At 55.5% G+C, this 17,515-nt stretch carries 19 protein-coding genes; 10 read left to right on the plus strand and 9 right to left on the minus strand.

Annotation, left to right across the window (positions count from 1 at the left end; genetic code table 11):
- Positions 1-349: 349 nt before the first annotated feature.
- Positions 350-1,504 (minus strand): alpha/beta fold hydrolase, encoded by a 1,155-nt coding sequence (locus tag N7V53_RS00005; RefSeq protein ID WP_279791408.1) that lies wholly within the window; start codon positions 1,502-1,504, stop codon positions 350-352.
- Entirely contained in the window at positions 1,504-2,178 is a 675-nt protein-coding gene (locus tag N7V53_RS00010) for a MarC family NAAT transporter (protein WP_279791410.1), read from the minus strand. The genes N7V53_RS00005 and N7V53_RS00010 overlap by 1 nt, the downstream gene beginning before the upstream one ends.
- 242 nt (positions 2,179-2,420) lie before the next feature.
- On the opposite strand from N7V53_RS00010, the gene marR reads away from it, so the two are divergent.
- From marR to marB, 3 genes are read left to right on the plus strand one after another with little or no spacing between them, the layout of a single operon-like run.
- A complete protein-coding gene (gene marR / locus N7V53_RS00015) occupies positions 2,421-2,855 on the plus strand; it encodes a multiple antibiotic resistance transcriptional regulator MarR (RefSeq protein ID WP_023478578.1) in 435 nt (144 codons plus the stop codon).
- 18 nt (positions 2,856-2,873) lie between these two features.
- The gene (marA, locus tag N7V53_RS00020; protein ID WP_023478575.1) at positions 2,874-3,254 is read left to right on the plus strand and encodes an MDR efflux pump AcrAB transcriptional activator MarA; all 381 of its coding nucleotides are present in this window, start codon (positions 2,874-2,876) and stop codon (positions 3,252-3,254) included.
- 36 nt (positions 3,255-3,290) lie between these two features.
- A complete protein-coding gene (gene marB, locus N7V53_RS00025) occupies positions 3,291-3,506 on the plus strand; it encodes a multiple antibiotic resistance protein MarB (protein ID WP_139569930.1) in 216 nt (71 codons plus the stop codon).
- A 37-nt stretch (positions 3,507-3,543) separates the two neighbouring features.
- Here the strand turns inward: marB and eamA are convergent, their stop codons facing one another.
- A complete protein-coding gene (eamA, locus tag N7V53_RS00030; RefSeq protein ID WP_279791414.1) occupies positions 3,544-4,440 on the minus strand; it encodes an O-acetylserine/cysteine exporter in 897 nt (298 codons plus the stop codon).
- Between the two features lie 189 nt (positions 4,441-4,629).
- On the opposite strand from eamA, the gene ydeE reads away from it, so the two are divergent.
- Positions 4,630-5,817 (plus strand): efflux MFS transporter YdeE, encoded by a 1,188-nt coding sequence (ydeE, locus tag N7V53_RS00035; RefSeq protein ID WP_023478577.1) that lies wholly within the window; start codon positions 4,630-4,632, stop codon positions 5,815-5,817.
- Positions 5,818-6,414: 597 nt separating this feature from the next.
- Here the strand turns inward: ydeE and N7V53_RS00040 are convergent.
- Entirely contained in the window at positions 6,415-7,518 is a 1,104-nt protein-coding gene (locus N7V53_RS00040) for a cobalamin-independent methionine synthase II family protein (protein ID WP_279791417.1), read from the minus strand.
- Between the two features lie 188 nt (positions 7,519-7,706).
- Positions 7,707-8,117, minus strand: a complete 411-nt coding sequence (locus N7V53_RS00045) for a rhodanese-like domain-containing protein (protein WP_279791419.1) — start codon at positions 8,115-8,117, stop codon at positions 7,707-7,709.
- 88 nt (positions 8,118-8,205) lie between these two features.
- Here N7V53_RS00045 and ftrA point away from each other — a divergent pair, with 88 nt between their 5' ends.
- Positions 8,206-9,189, plus strand: a complete 984-nt coding sequence (gene ftrA / locus N7V53_RS00050) for a transcriptional regulator FtrA (RefSeq protein ID WP_279791421.1) — start codon at positions 8,206-8,208, stop codon at positions 9,187-9,189.
- Positions 9,190-9,296: 107 nt separating this feature from the next.
- Entirely contained in the window at positions 9,297-9,389 is a 93-nt protein-coding gene (gene mgtS / locus N7V53_RS00055; RefSeq protein WP_023481773.1) for a protein MgtS, read from the plus strand.
- Positions 9,390-9,962: 573 nt separating this feature from the next.
- Here the strand turns inward: mgtS and N7V53_RS00060 are convergent.
- On the minus strand, positions 9,963-10,385 hold the full coding sequence (locus N7V53_RS00060) for a hypothetical protein (protein WP_023481625.1): 423 nt from the start codon (positions 10,383-10,385) through the stop codon (positions 9,963-9,965).
- A gap of 50 nt (positions 10,386-10,435) precedes the next feature.
- Positions 10,436-10,654 carry a hypothetical protein gene (locus tag N7V53_RS00065; protein ID WP_023481553.1) on the minus strand — a complete coding sequence of 73 codons (219 nt, stop codon included), beginning with the start codon at positions 10,652-10,654 and terminating at the stop codon, positions 10,436-10,438.
- 744 nt (positions 10,655-11,398) lie between these two features.
- Between N7V53_RS00065 and N7V53_RS00070 the strand changes: the two genes are divergently transcribed.
- Positions 11,399-11,632: a hypothetical protein gene (locus tag N7V53_RS00070; RefSeq protein ID WP_235180465.1), complete on the plus strand. Its 234-nt coding sequence runs from the start codon at positions 11,399-11,401 to the stop codon at positions 11,630-11,632.
- 146 nt (positions 11,633-11,778) lie between these two features.
- Here N7V53_RS00070 and dcp read toward each other — a convergent pair whose 3' ends face one another.
- Complete coding sequence (gene dcp, locus N7V53_RS00075) at positions 11,779-13,824, minus strand: peptidyl-dipeptidase Dcp (protein ID WP_279792689.1); 2,046 nt, start codon at positions 13,822-13,824, stop codon at positions 11,779-11,781.
- A 185-nt stretch (positions 13,825-14,009) separates the two neighbouring features.
- Here dcp and ydfG point away from each other — a divergent pair, with 185 nt between their 5' ends.
- The 3 genes from ydfG to ydfZ all read left to right on the plus strand — a co-directional run bounded on the left by ydfG (position 14,010) and on the right by ydfZ (position 15,904).
- A complete protein-coding gene (ydfG, locus tag N7V53_RS00080; RefSeq protein ID WP_023481428.1) occupies positions 14,010-14,759 on the plus strand; it encodes a bifunctional NADP-dependent 3-hydroxy acid dehydrogenase/3-hydroxypropionate dehydrogenase YdfG in 750 nt (249 codons plus the stop codon).
- A 90-nt stretch (positions 14,760-14,849) separates the two neighbouring features.
- Complete coding sequence (locus N7V53_RS00085) at positions 14,850-15,536, plus strand: GntR family transcriptional regulator (protein WP_124968403.1); 687 nt, start codon at positions 14,850-14,852, stop codon at positions 15,534-15,536.
- 164 nt (positions 15,537-15,700) lie between these two features.
- Complete coding sequence (gene ydfZ, locus N7V53_RS00090; protein WP_023481798.1) at positions 15,701-15,904, plus strand: putative selenium delivery protein YdfZ; 204 nt, start codon at positions 15,701-15,703, stop codon at positions 15,902-15,904.
- 52 nt (positions 15,905-15,956) lie between these two features.
- On the opposite strand, the gene N7V53_RS00095 is transcribed toward ydfZ, so the two are convergent.
- On the minus strand, positions 15,957-17,420 hold the full coding sequence (locus N7V53_RS00095; RefSeq protein ID WP_279791432.1) for a fructuronate reductase: 1,464 nt from the start codon (positions 17,418-17,420) through the stop codon (positions 15,957-15,959).
- Positions 17,421-17,515: the final 95 nt, after the last annotated feature.

A 17,515-nucleotide genomic window follows, 5' to 3' on the forward strand; every position in this document is an offset into this window, starting at 1 on the left:
TCGGCTCGACTCGACTTACTCGTCCCATCCATGGGACTCGCCCCTTCGGGGCCAGCGCAAGCGCTGTTCAAAATTGCTCCCGGCAATTTTGTCCCTGTCTCGGTTCGCCTCTGTCCGCCATCCATGGCGTCCAGACCTTGTCATTCCCGCTTCGGTTCGCCGATTTCAGCGGGGACACAACCCCATCGCTGCAAGACCGAAAATCAAAGCCACACTGGTGTCGCTGTAGGCTCGATTTTGTAGGCCGGATAAGGCGCAGCCGCCATCCGGCAAAGGTGCCGCAGAGAGAATGCCGGATGGCGCATACGCTTATCCGGCCTACTCGGTTTCAGCGGCTACTGTGAAGCCATCAGGGCGCTGCGCTGATAACATCGTCCATCACCGAATTCTGCCATTCAAACCACGGGTTCCATGTCAAACGGGCGTGAATTTTCCCCGGCGTCACTAATCCCCAGTCGGAATACCACACCTCTTCACCTTTCAGGCAACGCCTTGCTGCCTCTTCCGACTGGCCGTTGCCGCAAAGCATAACGCTGCCTTTACGGCCATAGAGCGGATTATCCGGTGAAAAGAGCACCGACATATGGGAAAACTGGCTGATGCGATCCTGCGGTAGAATATCGGTTTTCACGCGTAAACGTGACATTGTCACTGATTCGGACGGTGGCGTGCCGTACCAGATTATGCGGCTGGCGGGATGGGTAAAGGCGCGGTCGAACTGATCGAGGATCCAGCGCGTATCCAGCACCGAATCATGCTCCGTTAACACTACCAGCGTCGGCTTATTGAAGGACTTCTGCGCCAGCAAACTCTGTGCGCTGGCACTGGTTCGCCAGAACTGGGCAAAACCGTTGGTCGGCACACGTAAGTAGCGGGTGGCAATTTGCTGGGGGAAAAGCGTACCCGGCGGGCGCAGCCAGTCGCGAAACAGCGCCAGCGTCGGTGCCAGAAAAGCGTAGCGGGTACCCGGCCTGAAGGCTGGCGAGAAGAGTAGCAGCCCCTGCACATTGTCATGTTCCATAGCATATTCCAGCGCCAGGTTGCCGCCGGTAGAGAAGCCGCCGAGCCAGAGCGAATCGACCTCTTTCGCCAGAATCGCCGCCTGCTCATTCACCACCTGCCGCCACTGGTCAACGCTGACGCCAATCAGATCGGCGGGACGTGTGCCGTGCCCGTCCAGCAGCACGGTGCGCACCAGAAACCCTTTGCGGGCAAGCTCAGGGGCGATATCGACGAACGATCCCGGCGCGTCGCCGAGCCCGTGGATCAACAAAATCCCCTTGCGCGCTTTCTGCGCAGGACGCCACTCCTGCGGCGTATTGAGCCGCAATTCGGCGGGTTTATCCAGCGTCTGAAAGGCGCGGTGGGCGGCGACATAATCGCGCGTCTGCTGTTGATACGCAGCAAAGCTGCTCTGCCCAAGCGGCGCTTCGACACGCTGTTGCTGCTGGCAGCCAACGATCAGCAGAGAGCAGCAGAGAATGAAGCCGGAGAACTGCCGCATCAGGCGCCTGCCGGATAGGTCGAGATAATCTCCAGCACGCCATTAATGATGAACTGCACGCCCATACAGACCAGCAGGAAGCCCATCAGCCGCGAGATGGCTTCAATCCCACCCTTGCCTACCAGCCGCATAATCGCACCGGAACTGCGCAGGCTAATCCACAAAATCAGCGCCACGGCGGCAAAAACCAGCGGCGGCGCGACGGCAATCACCCAGGCGGGAAAATCAGCGCCGTGGCGAACGGTCGACGCCGAACTGATGATCATCGCAATAGTACCCGGCCCGGCAGTGCTCGGCATCGCCAGCGGTACAAAGGCAATATTGGTCTCCGGCTCATCCGCCAGTTCCGCCGTTTTGGCTTTTGTCTCCGGCGACTCATGGCTCTTTACGGGTGGAAAGAGCATGCGAAAGCCGATAAACGCCACAATCAGCCCACCGGCAATGCGCAGGCCTGGAATCGAGATGCCAAAGGTGTTCATCACCACCTGCCCCGCGTACCAGGCGACCATCATGATGATAAAGACATAGAGCGAAGCCATGCGCGCCTGCTGATTACGCTGGACGCTGTTCATGTTGCCCGCCAGGCCTAAGAACAACGCGACGGTGGTCAGCGGATTAGCCAGCGGCAGCAACACCACCAGCCCCAGACCGATAACTTTGATCAATTCCATCATGGTACGTTTCACCTCTCCCCGGTTAACAACCCCGCCAGTATAGCCGCAACGCGGCGGCAAAAGCGCCTTCACTTATGCTGATAATGGGTAAAAGTTACGTAAATTCAAGCAGATGAAATTACAAATATTCTTAAGTGTGAAAAGTTTTAGCAATTAGTGGCATCCGATACCCATTTGGTTGACTTATATTTGCCTGAGCAATAATATCTGCCGTGATTAAACTACTTGCCGGGGCAACCATTGTGAAAAGCACGAATGATCTATTCAACGACATCATTCCTTTAGGCCGCTTGATCCACATGGTTAACCAAAAAAAAGATCGTTTACTCAACGACTATCTTTCGCCGCTGGATATCACCGCAGCCCAGTTTAAGGTGCTCTGCTCTGTCCGCTGTGAAGGGTGTATTACCCCGGTTGAGTTGAAAAAAGTTCTCTCCGTCGACCTTGGCGCACTGACCCGCATGATGGACAGGCTGGTGTGTAAAGGCTGGATTGAACGCAGCCCGAATCCTAATGACAAGCGCGGCGTGCTGGTGCGATTAACACCTGAAGGCGCGACGCTCTGTGAGCAATGTCATCAATTAGTGGGTCAAGACCTGCATCAGGAATTAACAAAAAACTTAACCGCAGAAGAAGTGGCAACACTTGAGCATTTGCTTAAGAAAGTCTTGCCGTAAAAACAAAGAGGTATGACGATGTCCAGACGCAACACTGACGCTATTACCATTCATAGCATTTTGGACTGGATCGAGGATAACCTGGAGTCGCCGCTCTCCCTGGAAAAGGTGTCAGAGCGTTCAGGTTACTCTAAGTGGCACCTGCAACGGATGTTTAAAAAAGAGACTGGTCATTCACTGGGACAATACATTCGCAGCCGCAAGCTGACGGAAATTGCGCAGAAGCTCAAGGGAAGCAATGAGCCGATCCTGTATCTGGCGGAGCGTTACGGGTTTGAATCGCAACAGACCCTGACCCGCACGTTCAAAAACTATTTTGACGTGCCGCCGCATAAGTTCCGGGTCACGGATATGCCTGCGGAGTCCCGCTATCTCTATCCGTTAAATCACGCTTGTTAACTAATCGCCTGTAATTAAAGACGTATCGAGGAAAGTATGAAACGTATTACCTGTGCCGCAGCGGCATTTTTGGTGCTGCTGAGTGGCCAGAGTTATGCGGAGCAGTTTGATCACAGCGCCGGGCAAAATGCCCGTGACGCGATGATCATACCCGCCGCCCAACAAACATCGCCGTATGACTTCAACCATATGGGGGCGGGAAGCGACAAATCTGACGAGTTAGGCGTAGCGTATTACCATCAACGCAGCTAACCGTTTGCCCCGTACCGTGCGGGGCTTTTTTTTACCTTCAGTTTGCCGGTGCCGCCCGGCGCAGACGAAAACCAAACACATTGATATAGAGCCCCGCCATCACCAGCACGGCACCGGCCAGCTGCATCGCGGACAATTTCTCATCCAGCAGCAGGGCTGCACTCGCCATGCCGACCACCGGCACCAGCAGGGACAACGGCGCAACGCGCCAGGTTTCATACCGCCCCAGCAGCGTTCCCCAAATTCCGTAGCCGAGAATGGTGGCGATAAAGGCCAGATAGACCAGCGACAACAGCGTTGTGGTATCGATCGCCACCACGCTTTCCAGCATCAAGGCCGGGCCGTCAAAAATCAGTGAGCAGACCATAAACGGCACAATCGGGATCAGCGCGCTCCATACCACCAGCGACATCACCGCCGGGCGCGAGCTGTGCTGCATAATTTTTTTATTGAAGATATTGCCGCAGGCCCAGCTAAAGGCCCCCGCCAGCGTAAGCATAAAGCCGAGCAGCGGAATATGTTGCCCTGTGAGGCTCGCCTCAATCAGCACCAGCACGCCGACTACTGCCAGCGCAATGCCGACCAGCTGTTTGACCTGCAACCGTTCGCCAAAGATCCCCGCCCCCAGAACAATAGTGAAGAAGGCCTGCGCTTGCAGAACCAGCGAGGCTAATCCTGCGGGCATACCGAACTTGATGGCGCAAAAGAGAAACGCAAACTGCCCGAAGCTGATGGTCAGGCCATAGCCGAGCAGCAGACGCATCGGCACTTTTGGGCGGGCAACAAACAGTAATGCCGGGAAAGCGACCAGCAAAAAGCGTAGCCCCGCGAGCATCAGCGGTGGCATGGCGTGCAGACCCACTTTGATCACCACAAAATTGAGGCCCCAGGCCACGACTACCAGCATTGCCAGCAGCACATCTTTACGCGCCATCTACGCCCCTTTTTGTTTACAAATTTGTAAAAAATTTACGTTAACTGAAAAAATAGTCCAGTAATAGATCATTAAATTCGGTAGGTCGTTTTTGGCACCCACAGACAAATTGGCGGTTGTGTGACTCAGTTTCGACGTGTTATTGCTGTTGGTATCACAAAAACGAAAATAAACATGCCGGGTAAGAAAATGACCTCGACACAAACACGCTCCACCGCTGCATTACTTTTTTCATCACTTTTGTTAACGATCGGCCGCGGCGCAACGCTGCCGTTTATGACCATCTATCTCAATCGCCAGTATGGCATGGCGGTCGATCAGGTCGGTTATGCGATGAGTATCGCCCTGACCGTGGGGGTGATCTTCAGCCTTGGCTTTGGCATGCTGGCGGATAAGTTCGATAAAAAACGCTATATGTTGCTGGCAATTGTCGCCTTTATCGGCGGATTTGCCGCCATTCCGCTGACCCATCATGCTGGCCTGGTGGTGCTCTTTTTCGCGCTGATCAACTGCGCCTATTCGGTCTTTTCAACGGTATTGAAAGCCTATTTTGCCGATACGCTGCTGCCAGCGACGAAAGCGAAAATTTTCTCGCTCAACTACACCTTCCTCAATATCGGCTGGACCGTCGGGCCACCGCTCGGCACGCTGCTGGTGATGCAGAGCATCAATCTGCCCTTCTGGCTGGCGGTCTTCTGCGCCGCCTTTCCGCTGGTGTTTATTCAGCTCTATGTGCAGCGCATCGCCGTTGGAGAGGGCCACGATCCTGCCGCCTCCTGGTCCCCGTCGGTGCTGCTGAAGGATAAAGCGCTGGGCTGGTTTACCCTCTCAAACTTTCTCGCCTCGTTCGTTGCTGGCTCTTTTGCTTCCTGCCTGTCGCAGTATGTGATGGTGGTGGCCAGCAGCGAGTTCGCCGAGCGGGTGGTGGCGGTGGTTCTGCCGGTCAACGCAGCGATAGTCGTCACCTTGCAGTATGCCGTTGGGCGCAAACTCACGCCGGGTAACCTGCGGCCGTTGATGGGGATTGGCACGCTCAGTTTTGTTATCGGCCTCGCGGGCTTTATGCTCTCTGGCGACAATTTATGGCTGTGGGGCCTCTCTGCCGCGGTGTTTACCCTCGGCGAGGTGATCTATGCGCCGGGCGAGTATCTGTTGATTGATAATATTGCGCCGCCGGGCATGAAAGCGACCTACTTCTCCGCGCAGGCGCTCGGCTGGCTGGGCGCGGCGATGAACCCGCTGTTAACCGGCGTGATCCTCACCACGCTGCCGCCCTGGTCGCTGTTTGTCATCCTGATGGTCACCATCGTCATCGCCTGGCTGATGATGCTCAAAGGGATGCGCGTCCGGCCATGGGGCGTGTTGCAGACGCAATAAGGGGCGCTGGAACCGCGTAGGCCGGATAAGCGTGTAACGCGCCATCCGGCAATGATGCCGCGGAAATAATGCCGGATGGCGCTAACGCTTATCCGGCCTACAAAAGCGAGCCCACAGCCACAACAATGTTGCTTTTATCTGCGATATGGCAGCGAGGGGTTGTGTCCCCGCTGAAATCGGCGAACCGAAGCGTGAATGACAAGGTCTGGACGCCATGGATGGCGGACAGAGGCGAACCGAGACAGGGAGCGAATCCCCGTAGGGGTGAGCAAGTCGAGTCGAGCCGGCCGCAGCCAGGCACGCGGGAGGTGAGCGCAGTGCGCAGCACCGATTTCCTCGCGGGGCCGTGGGGATTGACAAGGGGAGCGCGGCCGCTCCCTTTGTCCCGTTCACCGCATAAGAGATTAATGAAACTCCCGAACGCCTGGTGAACGGAATCATTCCACCCATGTGGCATGAGTGCCGCGGAATATGCCGGATGGCGCGTAACCGCTTATCCGGCCTACGCCGTTTCAGTGGCTCCATTCCCGTAGGCCGGATAAGGCGTAGCCGCCATCCGGCAATCGTGCAGCGGAGGCAAACCAAGGCTGGCGCCTGTTACCACACCTGCTCAGCGATACGGGTCACCAGGCGTACTTTCTCCCACTGCTGCTCCGGCGTCAGCGAATTGCCCTCTTCGGTTGAGGCAAAACCGCACTGCGGGCTGAGGCAAATCTGGCTGATATCAACATACTTCGCCGCTTCCTCAAGCCGTGCTTTCACTCCCTCCGGGTTCTCAAGCTCACCGTTTTTAGTGGTGATCAGGCCCAAAACCACCTGCTGTTTACCCGGACGCACAAAGCGCAGCGGCGCAAAGTCACCGGAACGATCGTTGTCGTACTCGAGGAAAAAGGCATCAACATTAACGCCGCCGAACAGTACTTCCGCCACCGGCTCGTAACCCCCTTCGGAGATCCAGGTCGAGCGGAAATTGCCGCGGCAGACATGCAACCCGATGGTCAAATCTTCCGGCTTACCCTCCAGCGCCTTGTTCAGTACGCGGGCGTAAATGCGTGCCAGCTCCTCCGGGTCGTCACCACGGGCGACAATCTGTTTGCGCTGATCGTCAGAGCAGAGATAGGCCCAGACGGTATCGTCCAGTTGCAGATAACGGCAGCCAGCATCATAAAACGCGCGGATCGCATCACGCCAGGTGGTGGCGAGATCGTCAAAATAGGCATCCAGCTCGGGATATACCGTCGCGTCGATCACCTTACGGCCGCCGCGGAAGTGGAGCACGCTCGGGCTGGGGATAGTCATTTTCGGCTGCGCATCGCCGCTGATGCTCTTCAGGTAACGAAAATCTTCCAGCATCGGGTGGTCTTTAAAACTCACTTTGCCCGTCACGCGCACGCCGTGCGCTTTGGTCTGTACACCATTGAACTGGATCCCCTGCTCAGCCTCGAAAAGCTCGACGCCCTCCAGCCCGGCAAAGAAATCAAAATGCCACCAGGCACGGCGAAACTCGCCATCGGTCACCACGTGCAGACCGCAGGCGCACTGCTGTTCCACCACATGACGAATCTCTTCGTTTTCAACATGACGCAGCTGATCGGCGCTGATTTCACCCTGCGCAAACTGCTGACGCGCCTGCTTAATGGCGTCGGGACGTAAAAAGCTGCCAACTACGTCTGCACGGAACGGGGCCTGATGTCGCTGCATAATTCTCTCCTTATGCGCCGTGGCAGATGGTTGCCCGGCGTGATAATTCATTATTTGAATATTTAGACTTCTGGACGGCTAAATGTCCAAACAAAATGTCACACCGGGGCAACGGCGGCAAACGAGAAAATTTCACGTGCCATGAAAAAAATTCATGTTCAGTGCAGAAAGATGAAAATAATCAGCGATCAGGCGGCGTGCTCTATCCCGCTGGCGAAGCTAAAACCTTCATCTTGCCAACCGGTAATACCGCCGATCATGATCTTTACCGTCAGTCCAAGACGCGCCAGCTTAAGCGCTGCGAAATCAGCGCCGTTGCAGTGCGGGCCAGCGCAGTAGACCACAAACAGCGTGTCGGCGGGCCAATCCGCCATTCGCTCCGGCGTGATGGTGTTATGAGGCAGATGGATTGCACCGGGCAGATGGCGACGCGCAAAGGCATCCGGGCTGCCGACCACGTGCAGTAAGACAAAATCTTTCTCGTTATGGGTCAGGGCGTGGTGCACGTCCGCGCAGTCCGTCTCAACGCTCAGGCGGTGCATAAAGTGGCTGGCGGCTTCTTCCGGGGAGGCGGCGGGAATATCGGTTACATAGCTCATCGTCTTTTCTCCGTGGTTGTGTTAACACTAATCTAACCAAAACAGCGCGCCCTGAATGCGCCCTTCTCTGCCAGATAACACCAGGATAATGACAACTTTACGACACCCGACCGATCGCCATCGCGTGGTCGCCCTCGCCTATGACGGGCTCTGTACCTTTGAATTTGGCGTCGCCGTGGAAGTGTTTGGCCTGCCGCGCCCGGAGATGGGCGATAAGTGGTATGACTTTGCCGTTGCCGCCGTTGATGATGGCGAACTGCGCGCCACCGGCGGCATTCGTATCATGACGGAAGGCGGCCTTGAACTGCTTGCTGAGGCGAATACCGTGGTGATTCCCGGCTGGCGCGGCGCCGATCAGCCGGTGCCACCCGCGTTGTGCCGTGCGTTACAGGAAGCCTGGCAGCGCGGCTGCCGGATTATCTCGATCTGTTCTGGGGTGTTTGTGCTGGCGGCCGCCGGGTTACTCAACGGGCGCAAAGCCACCACGCACTGGCGCTATACCGACCTGTTACGTGAACACTATCCGGCCATCGTCGTGCTGGACGACGCCCTCTATTATGACGAGGGCAATGTGATGACCTCGGCGGGCAGCGCGGCGGGCATCGATCTCTGCCTGCACGTGGTGCGCGAGGATTTTGGTATTGAAGCGGCTAACAGCGTCGCCAGACGGCTGGTGGTGCAACCTCACCGCGACGGCGCGCAAACTCAGCACCTGAGTCGCCCGGTGGCGCGTACGCGTGAAAGCCGTCAGCTCGGCCTGCTGTTTGATTATCTGCACCAGCACCTGGCGGGCAACCATACGGTCGCCGCGCTGGCGCAGCGCACCGCCATGAGCGAGCGCACTTTTCTGCGCCGTTTTCAGGAAGCCACCGGCACCACGCCCGCACGCTGGATATTGCAGGAGCGGTTGCTGCGCGCGCAGGCACTGCTGACGCAAACGCGGATGAGCATTGAGCTTATCGCCCGTCATAGCGGGTTCGCTAACGCCGCCTCGCTGCGCCACCATTTTCAGCAGCATCACGCCCTGTCGCCTGCGGCTTACCGGAAAAAATTTACCGAAGCGGTGAATTAATTCACATTATTAAGCGTTTGTTGATATTTAGCAGGCTATTATCTTTCCATTGCAGCGATAAAATTTTCAAGTGAGGCAAATCAGTGAAATAAATGGAGAGGTACAAAATGGGAAATATGCATGTATTTATGGCGGTTCTGGGCATTATTTTGTTTTCAGGTTTTTTAGCCGCTTATTTTAGCCATAAATGGGACGATTGATGAACGACGATAATCCCCCACCGCGACGGCTTCTTACATTATGTGTAAGAAGCCGTTTTTGCTTTATCTGGCGCAAAAAAAAACCGCCGGTTATGGCGGTCAATGCTTGCATGGATAGATTTGTGCTTATTGTTACACGCTAACTCAGTTTTCAATGTTAACGGGCTAATGTCACTTTACCAGTTACAACCTCAACAGAACCTAAACAATGCCCGGCCTGAAGCCTGCAACAGGCGAAACCATCGAAACGATTGCCTGACATAAACTGACCTTTTACTTTGAAAATAAAGAGGATATATCCCTTTTAACCTAATGGGCGTGTTAGGCTGGTTTTTCAATTCAACAGACCGGAGGGGTTATCCCTAATCTTAAATTTACGTGCCCGGTTTGCAGTAGCCACAAGTTTACTTTTACTACCTATTGTTCTGATAAACTTCCTTCGCACGGGGCGATTTGCTCAGTGTGTGGCGCGCGACTTACTGCTTTAACCTGTATTCCTGCACTCAGAAGACGGCGCTGGCCGAAACTCGTTTTATAAAAATGGGGCCTCTTTCCCGGCCCCGTTTTTTTTGTTTACGCGTTTTTTGCTTTGCCTAATGAAAAACCACTAACCTTCGCAATATGCACCCGTAATATTGTGCCCTTTACGCTCGTCCAGCTGCCATTACCTGTCAACCATGATGGATCTTTAATATGCAGGTAATTAAGCGGAATCTCATGCTCGTCGTCGACGCGGTAATCTACTGCCAGCTGATCGAAAAAAGCGGCGATAGGATTTTTAATATCCTCATCACCGGCAACAGAACGAATCGCCTGCGCCGTTGACAGCGCATACTCTTCACCTGATACCAGTTCACCTGCCACTACCTGACCGCCAACCACCAGCGTGACCACCATGCTTGCGCCAAGGTTTGCGCAGGAGACCAGATGCGACAGCGCGCTGTCCTGCGTGCTGATGGTCGGCGTAGCGGCTGTTACTTCACGTTCTGTTTCCATCGATACCTCCACATACAGGCAGAAAAAAACCGCCCGCAGGCGGTTAGGGTTTAATGAAACTTGCGAATAGCTTGCTCCGTCTCCTGCTGGGTGACCAGATCGGAGAAACGGGCGACGAAGTAGGTCTCGCCGTCGAGCTCCCAGGGCTCGATCGGGATTTCCAGAAAAGCGCTTTGCTCATTTTTAAAGGTGACCGATTTGGCGTTATCTTCCACGGACACCTGCTCAACCTTACCACCGGCGCGAATTACCACTACATTTTTGGTCATGTCGGTTACCTCAGTTGCTTAAATTGCCTTCGACATTAACACAGCCATGCTCATCATGCCTGCACCATGCCATAGATTGTTAAGCGCTAAAAATTAGGTCCTATAATTTGGCTTAATGAGAGGGATAACGCTACGGCGGGAAACGTGAGGTGGACCACACTTTCGCAATTGTGTGGGTATAAAAAGGCGGCAAAAAGCCAGAGACCGGCCAAATAACCCGTCTCTGGCTAAGGATATTTCGGTGATGCCGGGTGCCTCCCGGTGAGTGCGCGCCAGCCCGCACAACTCGCTTTCACCCCAAAAGATGTGACTGGTAGCCCCTCCGCGTAGGGGGATTCATCACCACGTTTAACGTTATTAAGCGAAGGGAGATCGGTCAATGCTCGTGCGGGTTATGTAAGTTTTTAAAGCATAAACCTTTATCGCAAGGCGGCCTCGCTCACAGCTCTTCATCGCGCAGCACGTAGAATCCCGCGATTTCAATTTTTGATAAAGAATAAAGGTCTTCTGGTCGATAACGGTTAACAGGAAACGTTCACGAACGCTGACAGGGTCAAACCGGACAGGTCAGTGTTCAGCGCCTTTTCACAAAACTGCTGTGAGCTGTACCGTTTAGCGTTAATCGTTTTCAGAAATGGCTTGTCCGTTTTAGACACGTCGCGTGGCGTTAACTTATTCAGGTAGTCTCGACAGAACGTTTTTTAACCAATCGATATGATGCATCAAAGCATTTCTTAAGGAGAGATGATGAAGACAACCGAAGAAACGATTAACGATCTGCAGTGTCGCGCTTTAGCTTATGAAGTCATTTTCCAGTCCATCTTCTCTGAGCTGCCGCACGTGTTCATTGAAAGAGCCGCTGAGAAGATTGAAGGTAACTTCAAAGCTTTCGAATCAGGCACCCATTCTGAAGCAGGAAAAGCCAAGCTTGATGCGGCGAAAGCTGTCGTTTCGCGGATTATGGGCACAAAGATTTAATCGCCCTGACATATGGCTGATGAAGTCGTGCGGTTTGAAACAATGCTCTTAATTTACGGCTGCCAGTTGCATCTGCTATCGACGGAGCCGCTTGAGCATAAAAAAACCGGGCATCTCGCCCGGCTCTTTTCCCATCCCGCGAAGACTTATTCGCTTAAGCCCCGATTTTTCAGCATCGGCTCGATCTGCGGATCGTGCCCGCGCCACTGGCGATAGAGTTCAGCTAAATCTGTGCTGTTGCCGCGCGACAGGATCGCCTCGCGGAATTTCTGCCCGTTTTCACGGCTTAACCCGCCCTGCTCAACGAACCACTGATAGCCGTCATCGGCGAGCATTTGCGTCCATAAGTAGGCGTAATAACCCGCGGCATAACCGCCGCCGAAGATATGGGAAAAATAGCTGCTGCGATAACGCGGCGGTACGGCGGCCAGGTCGAGCTTCTCTTTGGCGATAGCCTGCGCTTCAAAGCTTGCCACATCGTTGACTTCTGCATTCGCCGCCAGCCCATGCCAGTTCATATCCAGCAGCGCCGCGCTCAGCAGTTCGGTCATGTCGTAACCTTTATTAAACTGCGTGGCGCGCAGCATCTTGTCGCGCAGGGCATCCGGCATCGGCTCGCCGCTTTGGTAGTGGCGAGCGTAATGGGCAAACACCTGCGGCTGGCTGGCCCAGTGCTCGTTGATCTGCGACGGGAACTCAACAAAATCGCGCGGCGTGTTGGTCCCGGAGAGGCTGGCGTAGCGCTGGCTGGCGAACAGCCCGTGCAGCGTATGGCCAAACTCGTGGAAAGTTGTAATCACCTCATCCCAGGAGAGCAGCGCAGGCTGCCCATTGGCCGGTTTCTGGTAGTTGCAGACGTTGTAGATAACCGGCTGCGTGCCGTTAAGCGTCGACTGCTCGATAAAGTTCCCCATCCAGGCGCCGCCGCTTTTCGAGTCGCGGGCAAAGAAGTCGCCGTAAAAGAGCGCCAGCCCGCGATCGTCAGCATCAAAAATCTCCCATACCCGCACGTCCGGATGATAGACCGGGATATCAAACCGTTCTTGAAAGCGGATGCCGAACAGTTGGCTGGCTGCCCAGAAGACCCCTTCCGTTAACACTGTGTTCAACGCGAAGTAGGGTTTAATCTGCGTCTCATCGAGATCGTATTTCGCCATGCGGACCTGTTCCGCGTAGAAGGCCCAGTCCCAGGCCTGCGCGGTGAACCCACCCTGCTGGTTATCGATAACCTGCTGAATATCTGCCAGCTCGCGTTCAGCGCGCGCACGGGCAGCCGGCGCGATATTGCGCATAAATTCCAGCGCTGCCTGCGGCGTACCGGCCATCTGATCGGCAATCTTCCAGCTGGCAAAATCATCAAAGCCGAGCAGATGCGCCTGCTGAGCCCGCAACTGTGCCAGACGCAGCACCAGCGCGCGGGTGTCGTTGGCATCGTTGCGCTCGGTACGCAGCCAGCTGGCTTTAAACAGATTCTCTCGCGTCTGACGATCGCGCAGTACGGCCAGCGCCGGTTGCTGTGTGGTGTTAAGCAGTGTTAACAGCCAGCGATTTTCCAGCCCTTTGGCTTTCGCCGCCTCGGCGGCATGCTCAATCTCTTCAGCGCTCATGCCGTCGAGTTGGCGGACATCGTCCACCACCAGACCGCCTGCTTTATCCGCCGCCAGCAGGCGCTGGTTAAACTGGCTAATCAGAGATGCCGCTTCAGTATTAAGCGCTTTCAATGTCGCTTTATCCTGCTCATCCAGCATCGCGCCCGCCAGCACAAATCGCTGATAGGTCACTTCAACCAGACGCGTTGATTCAGCGTCGAGGTTCGCGGTATCCAGGCTTTTCCATACCGCTTCAACGCGGTCAAAAAGCTGTTCATCAAGATAAATGTCGTTCGCCAGCCCGGCTAATTCCGTGGAGAAGGCCTCATCAAGCTGCTGGAGGAAATCATTGGTGTCTGCCGAGGTCATGGCAAAAAAGACGCTGGTCACGTAAGTGAGCAAGGCACCGCTCTGCTCCAGCGCCAGGATGGTGTTGTCGAAGTCCGCCGGCGCGCTATTTTGCGCGATCGCCGCAATCTGCTCGCGTTTTTGCCGCATCCCTTCATCAAAGGCCGGGCGATAGTGCTCCTGCTCAATAAGATCGAAAGGTGGCGCCTGATACGGTAGCGGGCTGGCAGTAAAAAAGGGATTGGTGACCGACATAGTTTGCTCCTGAATGCGGTAAGTCTCCTCAGAGTAGGCATCCGCCGCGCGCGGCGCAATGCTTTCTCGTCCCTGCACAAGCCACCATTTTTTGCCACACTCTTTAACAGTCAAAACTTGTATTGCCGCCTCTGTGCGGTGCATGCTATGTCACGACATCACAAAAATCGTTGAGGAACAAAGAGATGATTATTCTTGTTACCGGGGCAACCGCAGGGTTCGGCGAGAGCATTACCCGCCGCTTTATTCAGAATGGCCACCACGTGATCGCCACCGGCCGCCGTCAGGAGCGTCTGCAGGAGCTGAAAGAGGAGCTGGGCGAGAATCTCTACACCGCGCAGCTGGATGTGCGTAACCGCGCGGCGATCGACGAGTTTATCGCCGCCCTGCCCGCGCAATGGCGCGAGATTGATGTGCTGGTCAATAACGCCGGGCTGGCGCTGGGCATGGAGCCCGCCCACAAAGCCAATGTGGATGACTGGGAAACGATGATCGACACCAACAATAAAGGGCTGGTCTATATGACCCGCGCCGTGCTGCCAGGCATGGTTGAGCGCAATCGCGGCCATATCATCAACCTTGGATCAACGGCCGGTAGCTGGCCTTACGCGGGTGGCAACGTCTACGGCGCGAGCAAAGCCTTTGTGCGCCAGTTCAGCCTCAACCTGCGCACCGATCTGAGCGGTACCGCAGTGCGTGTCACCAATATCGAGCCGGGTCTGGTTGGCGGCACCGAGTTCTCCAACGTGCGCTTTAAAGGCGATGATGATAAAGCGACTAAAACCTACGAAAACACCACCGCGCTGAGCGCGGAAGATGTGACCGAAGCGGTGTGGTGGGTGGCGACACTGCCGAAGCATGTCAATATCAACACACTTGAGATGATGCCGGTCAGCCAGAGCTACGCCGGTCTGAGCGTGCACCGCCAGAGCTGATGCTTCCCGCCCGGCCTGCGGGCCGGGTATGGGATGTGCTCAGAAACAATGGTATGGTAGCCGGGTTAACCCTTTAAAAAGTAAGAGCGAATGGCCTCCGAAACGCAACTCAACCCTACGCAACCCGTTAATCAACAGATCTACAGCATCCTGCGACGGGATATTGTCCACTGCCTGATCCCACCGGGCACGCCGCTCTCGGAAAAAGAGGTGTCGGTGCGTTTTGACGTCTCGCGCCAGCCGGTGCGTGAAGCTTTTATCAAGCTCGCGGAAAACGGCTTGATTCAGATCCGCCCCCAGCGCGGAAGCTACGTTAATAAAATCTCGCTTACACAAGTGCGCAACGGTTGCTTTGTCCGCCAGGCGATAGAGTGCGCCGTGGCCCGCCGCGCCGCGCAGATGATTGATGACAGCGCCTGTTATCAGCTTGAGCAGAATCTCCACCAGCAGCGGATCGCCATTGAGCGTAAACAGCTGAACGATTTCTTTGAACTGGATGATGATTTTCACCACAAGCTGGCGCTGATCGCTGATTGCCAGCTGGCGTGGGATACGATTGAAAACATCAAGGCGACGATTGACCGCGTACGCTACATGAGCCTCGATCACGTTTCACCCCCGGAGATGCTGCTGCGCCAGCACCAGGCTATTTTCGAAGCGCTGGAAAAACGCGACGCCGATGCGGTTGAAAATGCGATGACCCTGCATCTGCAGGAGATCAGCGAGTCGGTTAAAACCATTCGCCAGGAGAATCGCGACTGGTTCAGCGAAGAGTAACTCCCCTTTTTTCCCCTTATCAGGTCACCTTTTTTGCCGGAAAAAAGTGTGACCTTGATCAAAAGCAAAAACTCATCATCTCAGTGGCGTATTTATAGGGCGTCCGTTTTGGGGCCATCTTCTGCCCCGGTTCGTTTTATGGATATTATCAAGGAGAAACCATCATGATGACTTATGACCGCAACCGTAACCCTATCACCACCGGCTCACGCGTGATGATTAATGGCACTGGCCGCACTGGCAAAATTGTCGCTATTCACGCCGAGGGATTAAGCGCTGAAAAAGTGCGCCGTAACAAAACGGTGGAAGTGGAAGGGTGCGAAGGCAAATTCGAGCCGGTAGAGCTGATCCGCCTCGGCCTGCACTGATTGGCAAAACGTGATGAATATGAATGCCGCCGCGGCGGCATTCATTGTTGAGTTACAGCCCGGCAGCAAACTGCGCGACCGTCGCTTTTGCCCCTTTCGCCAGCAGCATCTGATACGCCTTTTGCACCTGCGCGACAAACGCTCTCTCTTTCGGCAACTCGCGGCCAAAGATCGCCTCAATGCCCAGCAACGCCTCTACGCGAGCTTCCCCTTCTGTACTGCTGTTCACCGCCTGCTGAATCACAGCCAGCAGCGGATCGCACACTTCAATGGCCTGTCCCTGCTCGTCAACGCCACCGACATAACGCATCCAGCCCGCGATACCTAACGCCAGCAGTGAGAAATCACTGCCCTGCGCCAGGTGCCAGCGCACAGAATCGAGCATCCGCTGCGGCAGCTTCTGGCTGCCGTCCATGGCGATCTGCCAGGTACGGTGGCGCAGCGCGGTATTGCTGTAACGCGCGATCAGCAGATCGGCGTAATGCGCCAGATCGACGCCTTCGACTTTCAGCGTCGGAGCCTGTTCGCGCAGCATCAGCGCATGCGCGGCGCGGCGGTAATGTTCATCTTCCATGCACTCATTGATGTGCTGATAACCCGCCAGATAGCCGAGATAAGCGAGGAAGGAGTGACTGCCGTTCAGCATGCGCAGCTTCATCTCTTCAAACGGCACCACATCGCTCACCAGCTCAGCCCCCGCTTTCTCCCATGCCGGGCGGCCTGCGACAAAATTATCTTCAATCACCCACTGGCGGAACGGTTCACAGGCGACGCCCGCCGGATCGCGCACGCCGGTAAGCTGTTCGATCTTCTCAAGGGTTTCCGTCGTCACAGCCGGGACGATACGATCGACCATCGTGGAGGGAAAGGTGACGTTCTCTTCAATCCAGCGCGCCAGCGCGGCGTCCACCGTGCGGGCATAGGCACAGACAACGTTGCGCGTAACGTGGCCGTTTTCCGGCATGTTGTCGCAGGACATCACGCTGAACGGCGGTAAACCTGCGGCTTTGCGACGCGAGAGCGCTTCGACAATCACCCCGGCGGCGGATTTTGGCTGATGCGGGTTTTGCAGATCGGCTACGATCAGCGGGTGATCGAGCATCAGCTCCCCGGTCGCCGGTGAGTGGCAATATCCTTTCTCGGTGATGGTTAGCGAAACAATCGCAACCTGCGGCTCACACATGGCATCCAGCACCGTTTCCAGCCCGTCCACCTGCGCATGCAGCGCGCGTTTCGCTACGCCAACCACGCGCGCGGTCCACGCATCGGCGGACATCTCCGCCACGGTGTAGAGATTATCCTGCTGTTTCAGATCGGCAATCTGCTGCTCGCCGCCGATAAGATTAACTTCGCAGTAGCCCCAGTCGCTGCCGTGCTCTGCGGCGAGAATATCGGTGTAGACCGACTGATGCGCGCGGTGAAACGCGCCAAAACCAAGATGCACAATGCGCGCAACCAGGGTGCTGCGATCGTACTGAGGTAACGTGGCTTTCGCCGTTAACAGCCTGTTTTCCATGGTGAGACTCGTCTTATTAAATGAAACAGTGGTTCACTAGATTAAGGCGTAGCGCAAACCCGACTATGATTTGCGACAGGATTTGCTGACTACAC

The organism is Kosakonia sp. HypNH10, from assembly GCF_029850615.1.
GTDB classification, from domain to species: domain Bacteria; phylum Pseudomonadota; class Gammaproteobacteria; order Enterobacterales; family Enterobacteriaceae; genus Kosakonia; species Kosakonia cowanii.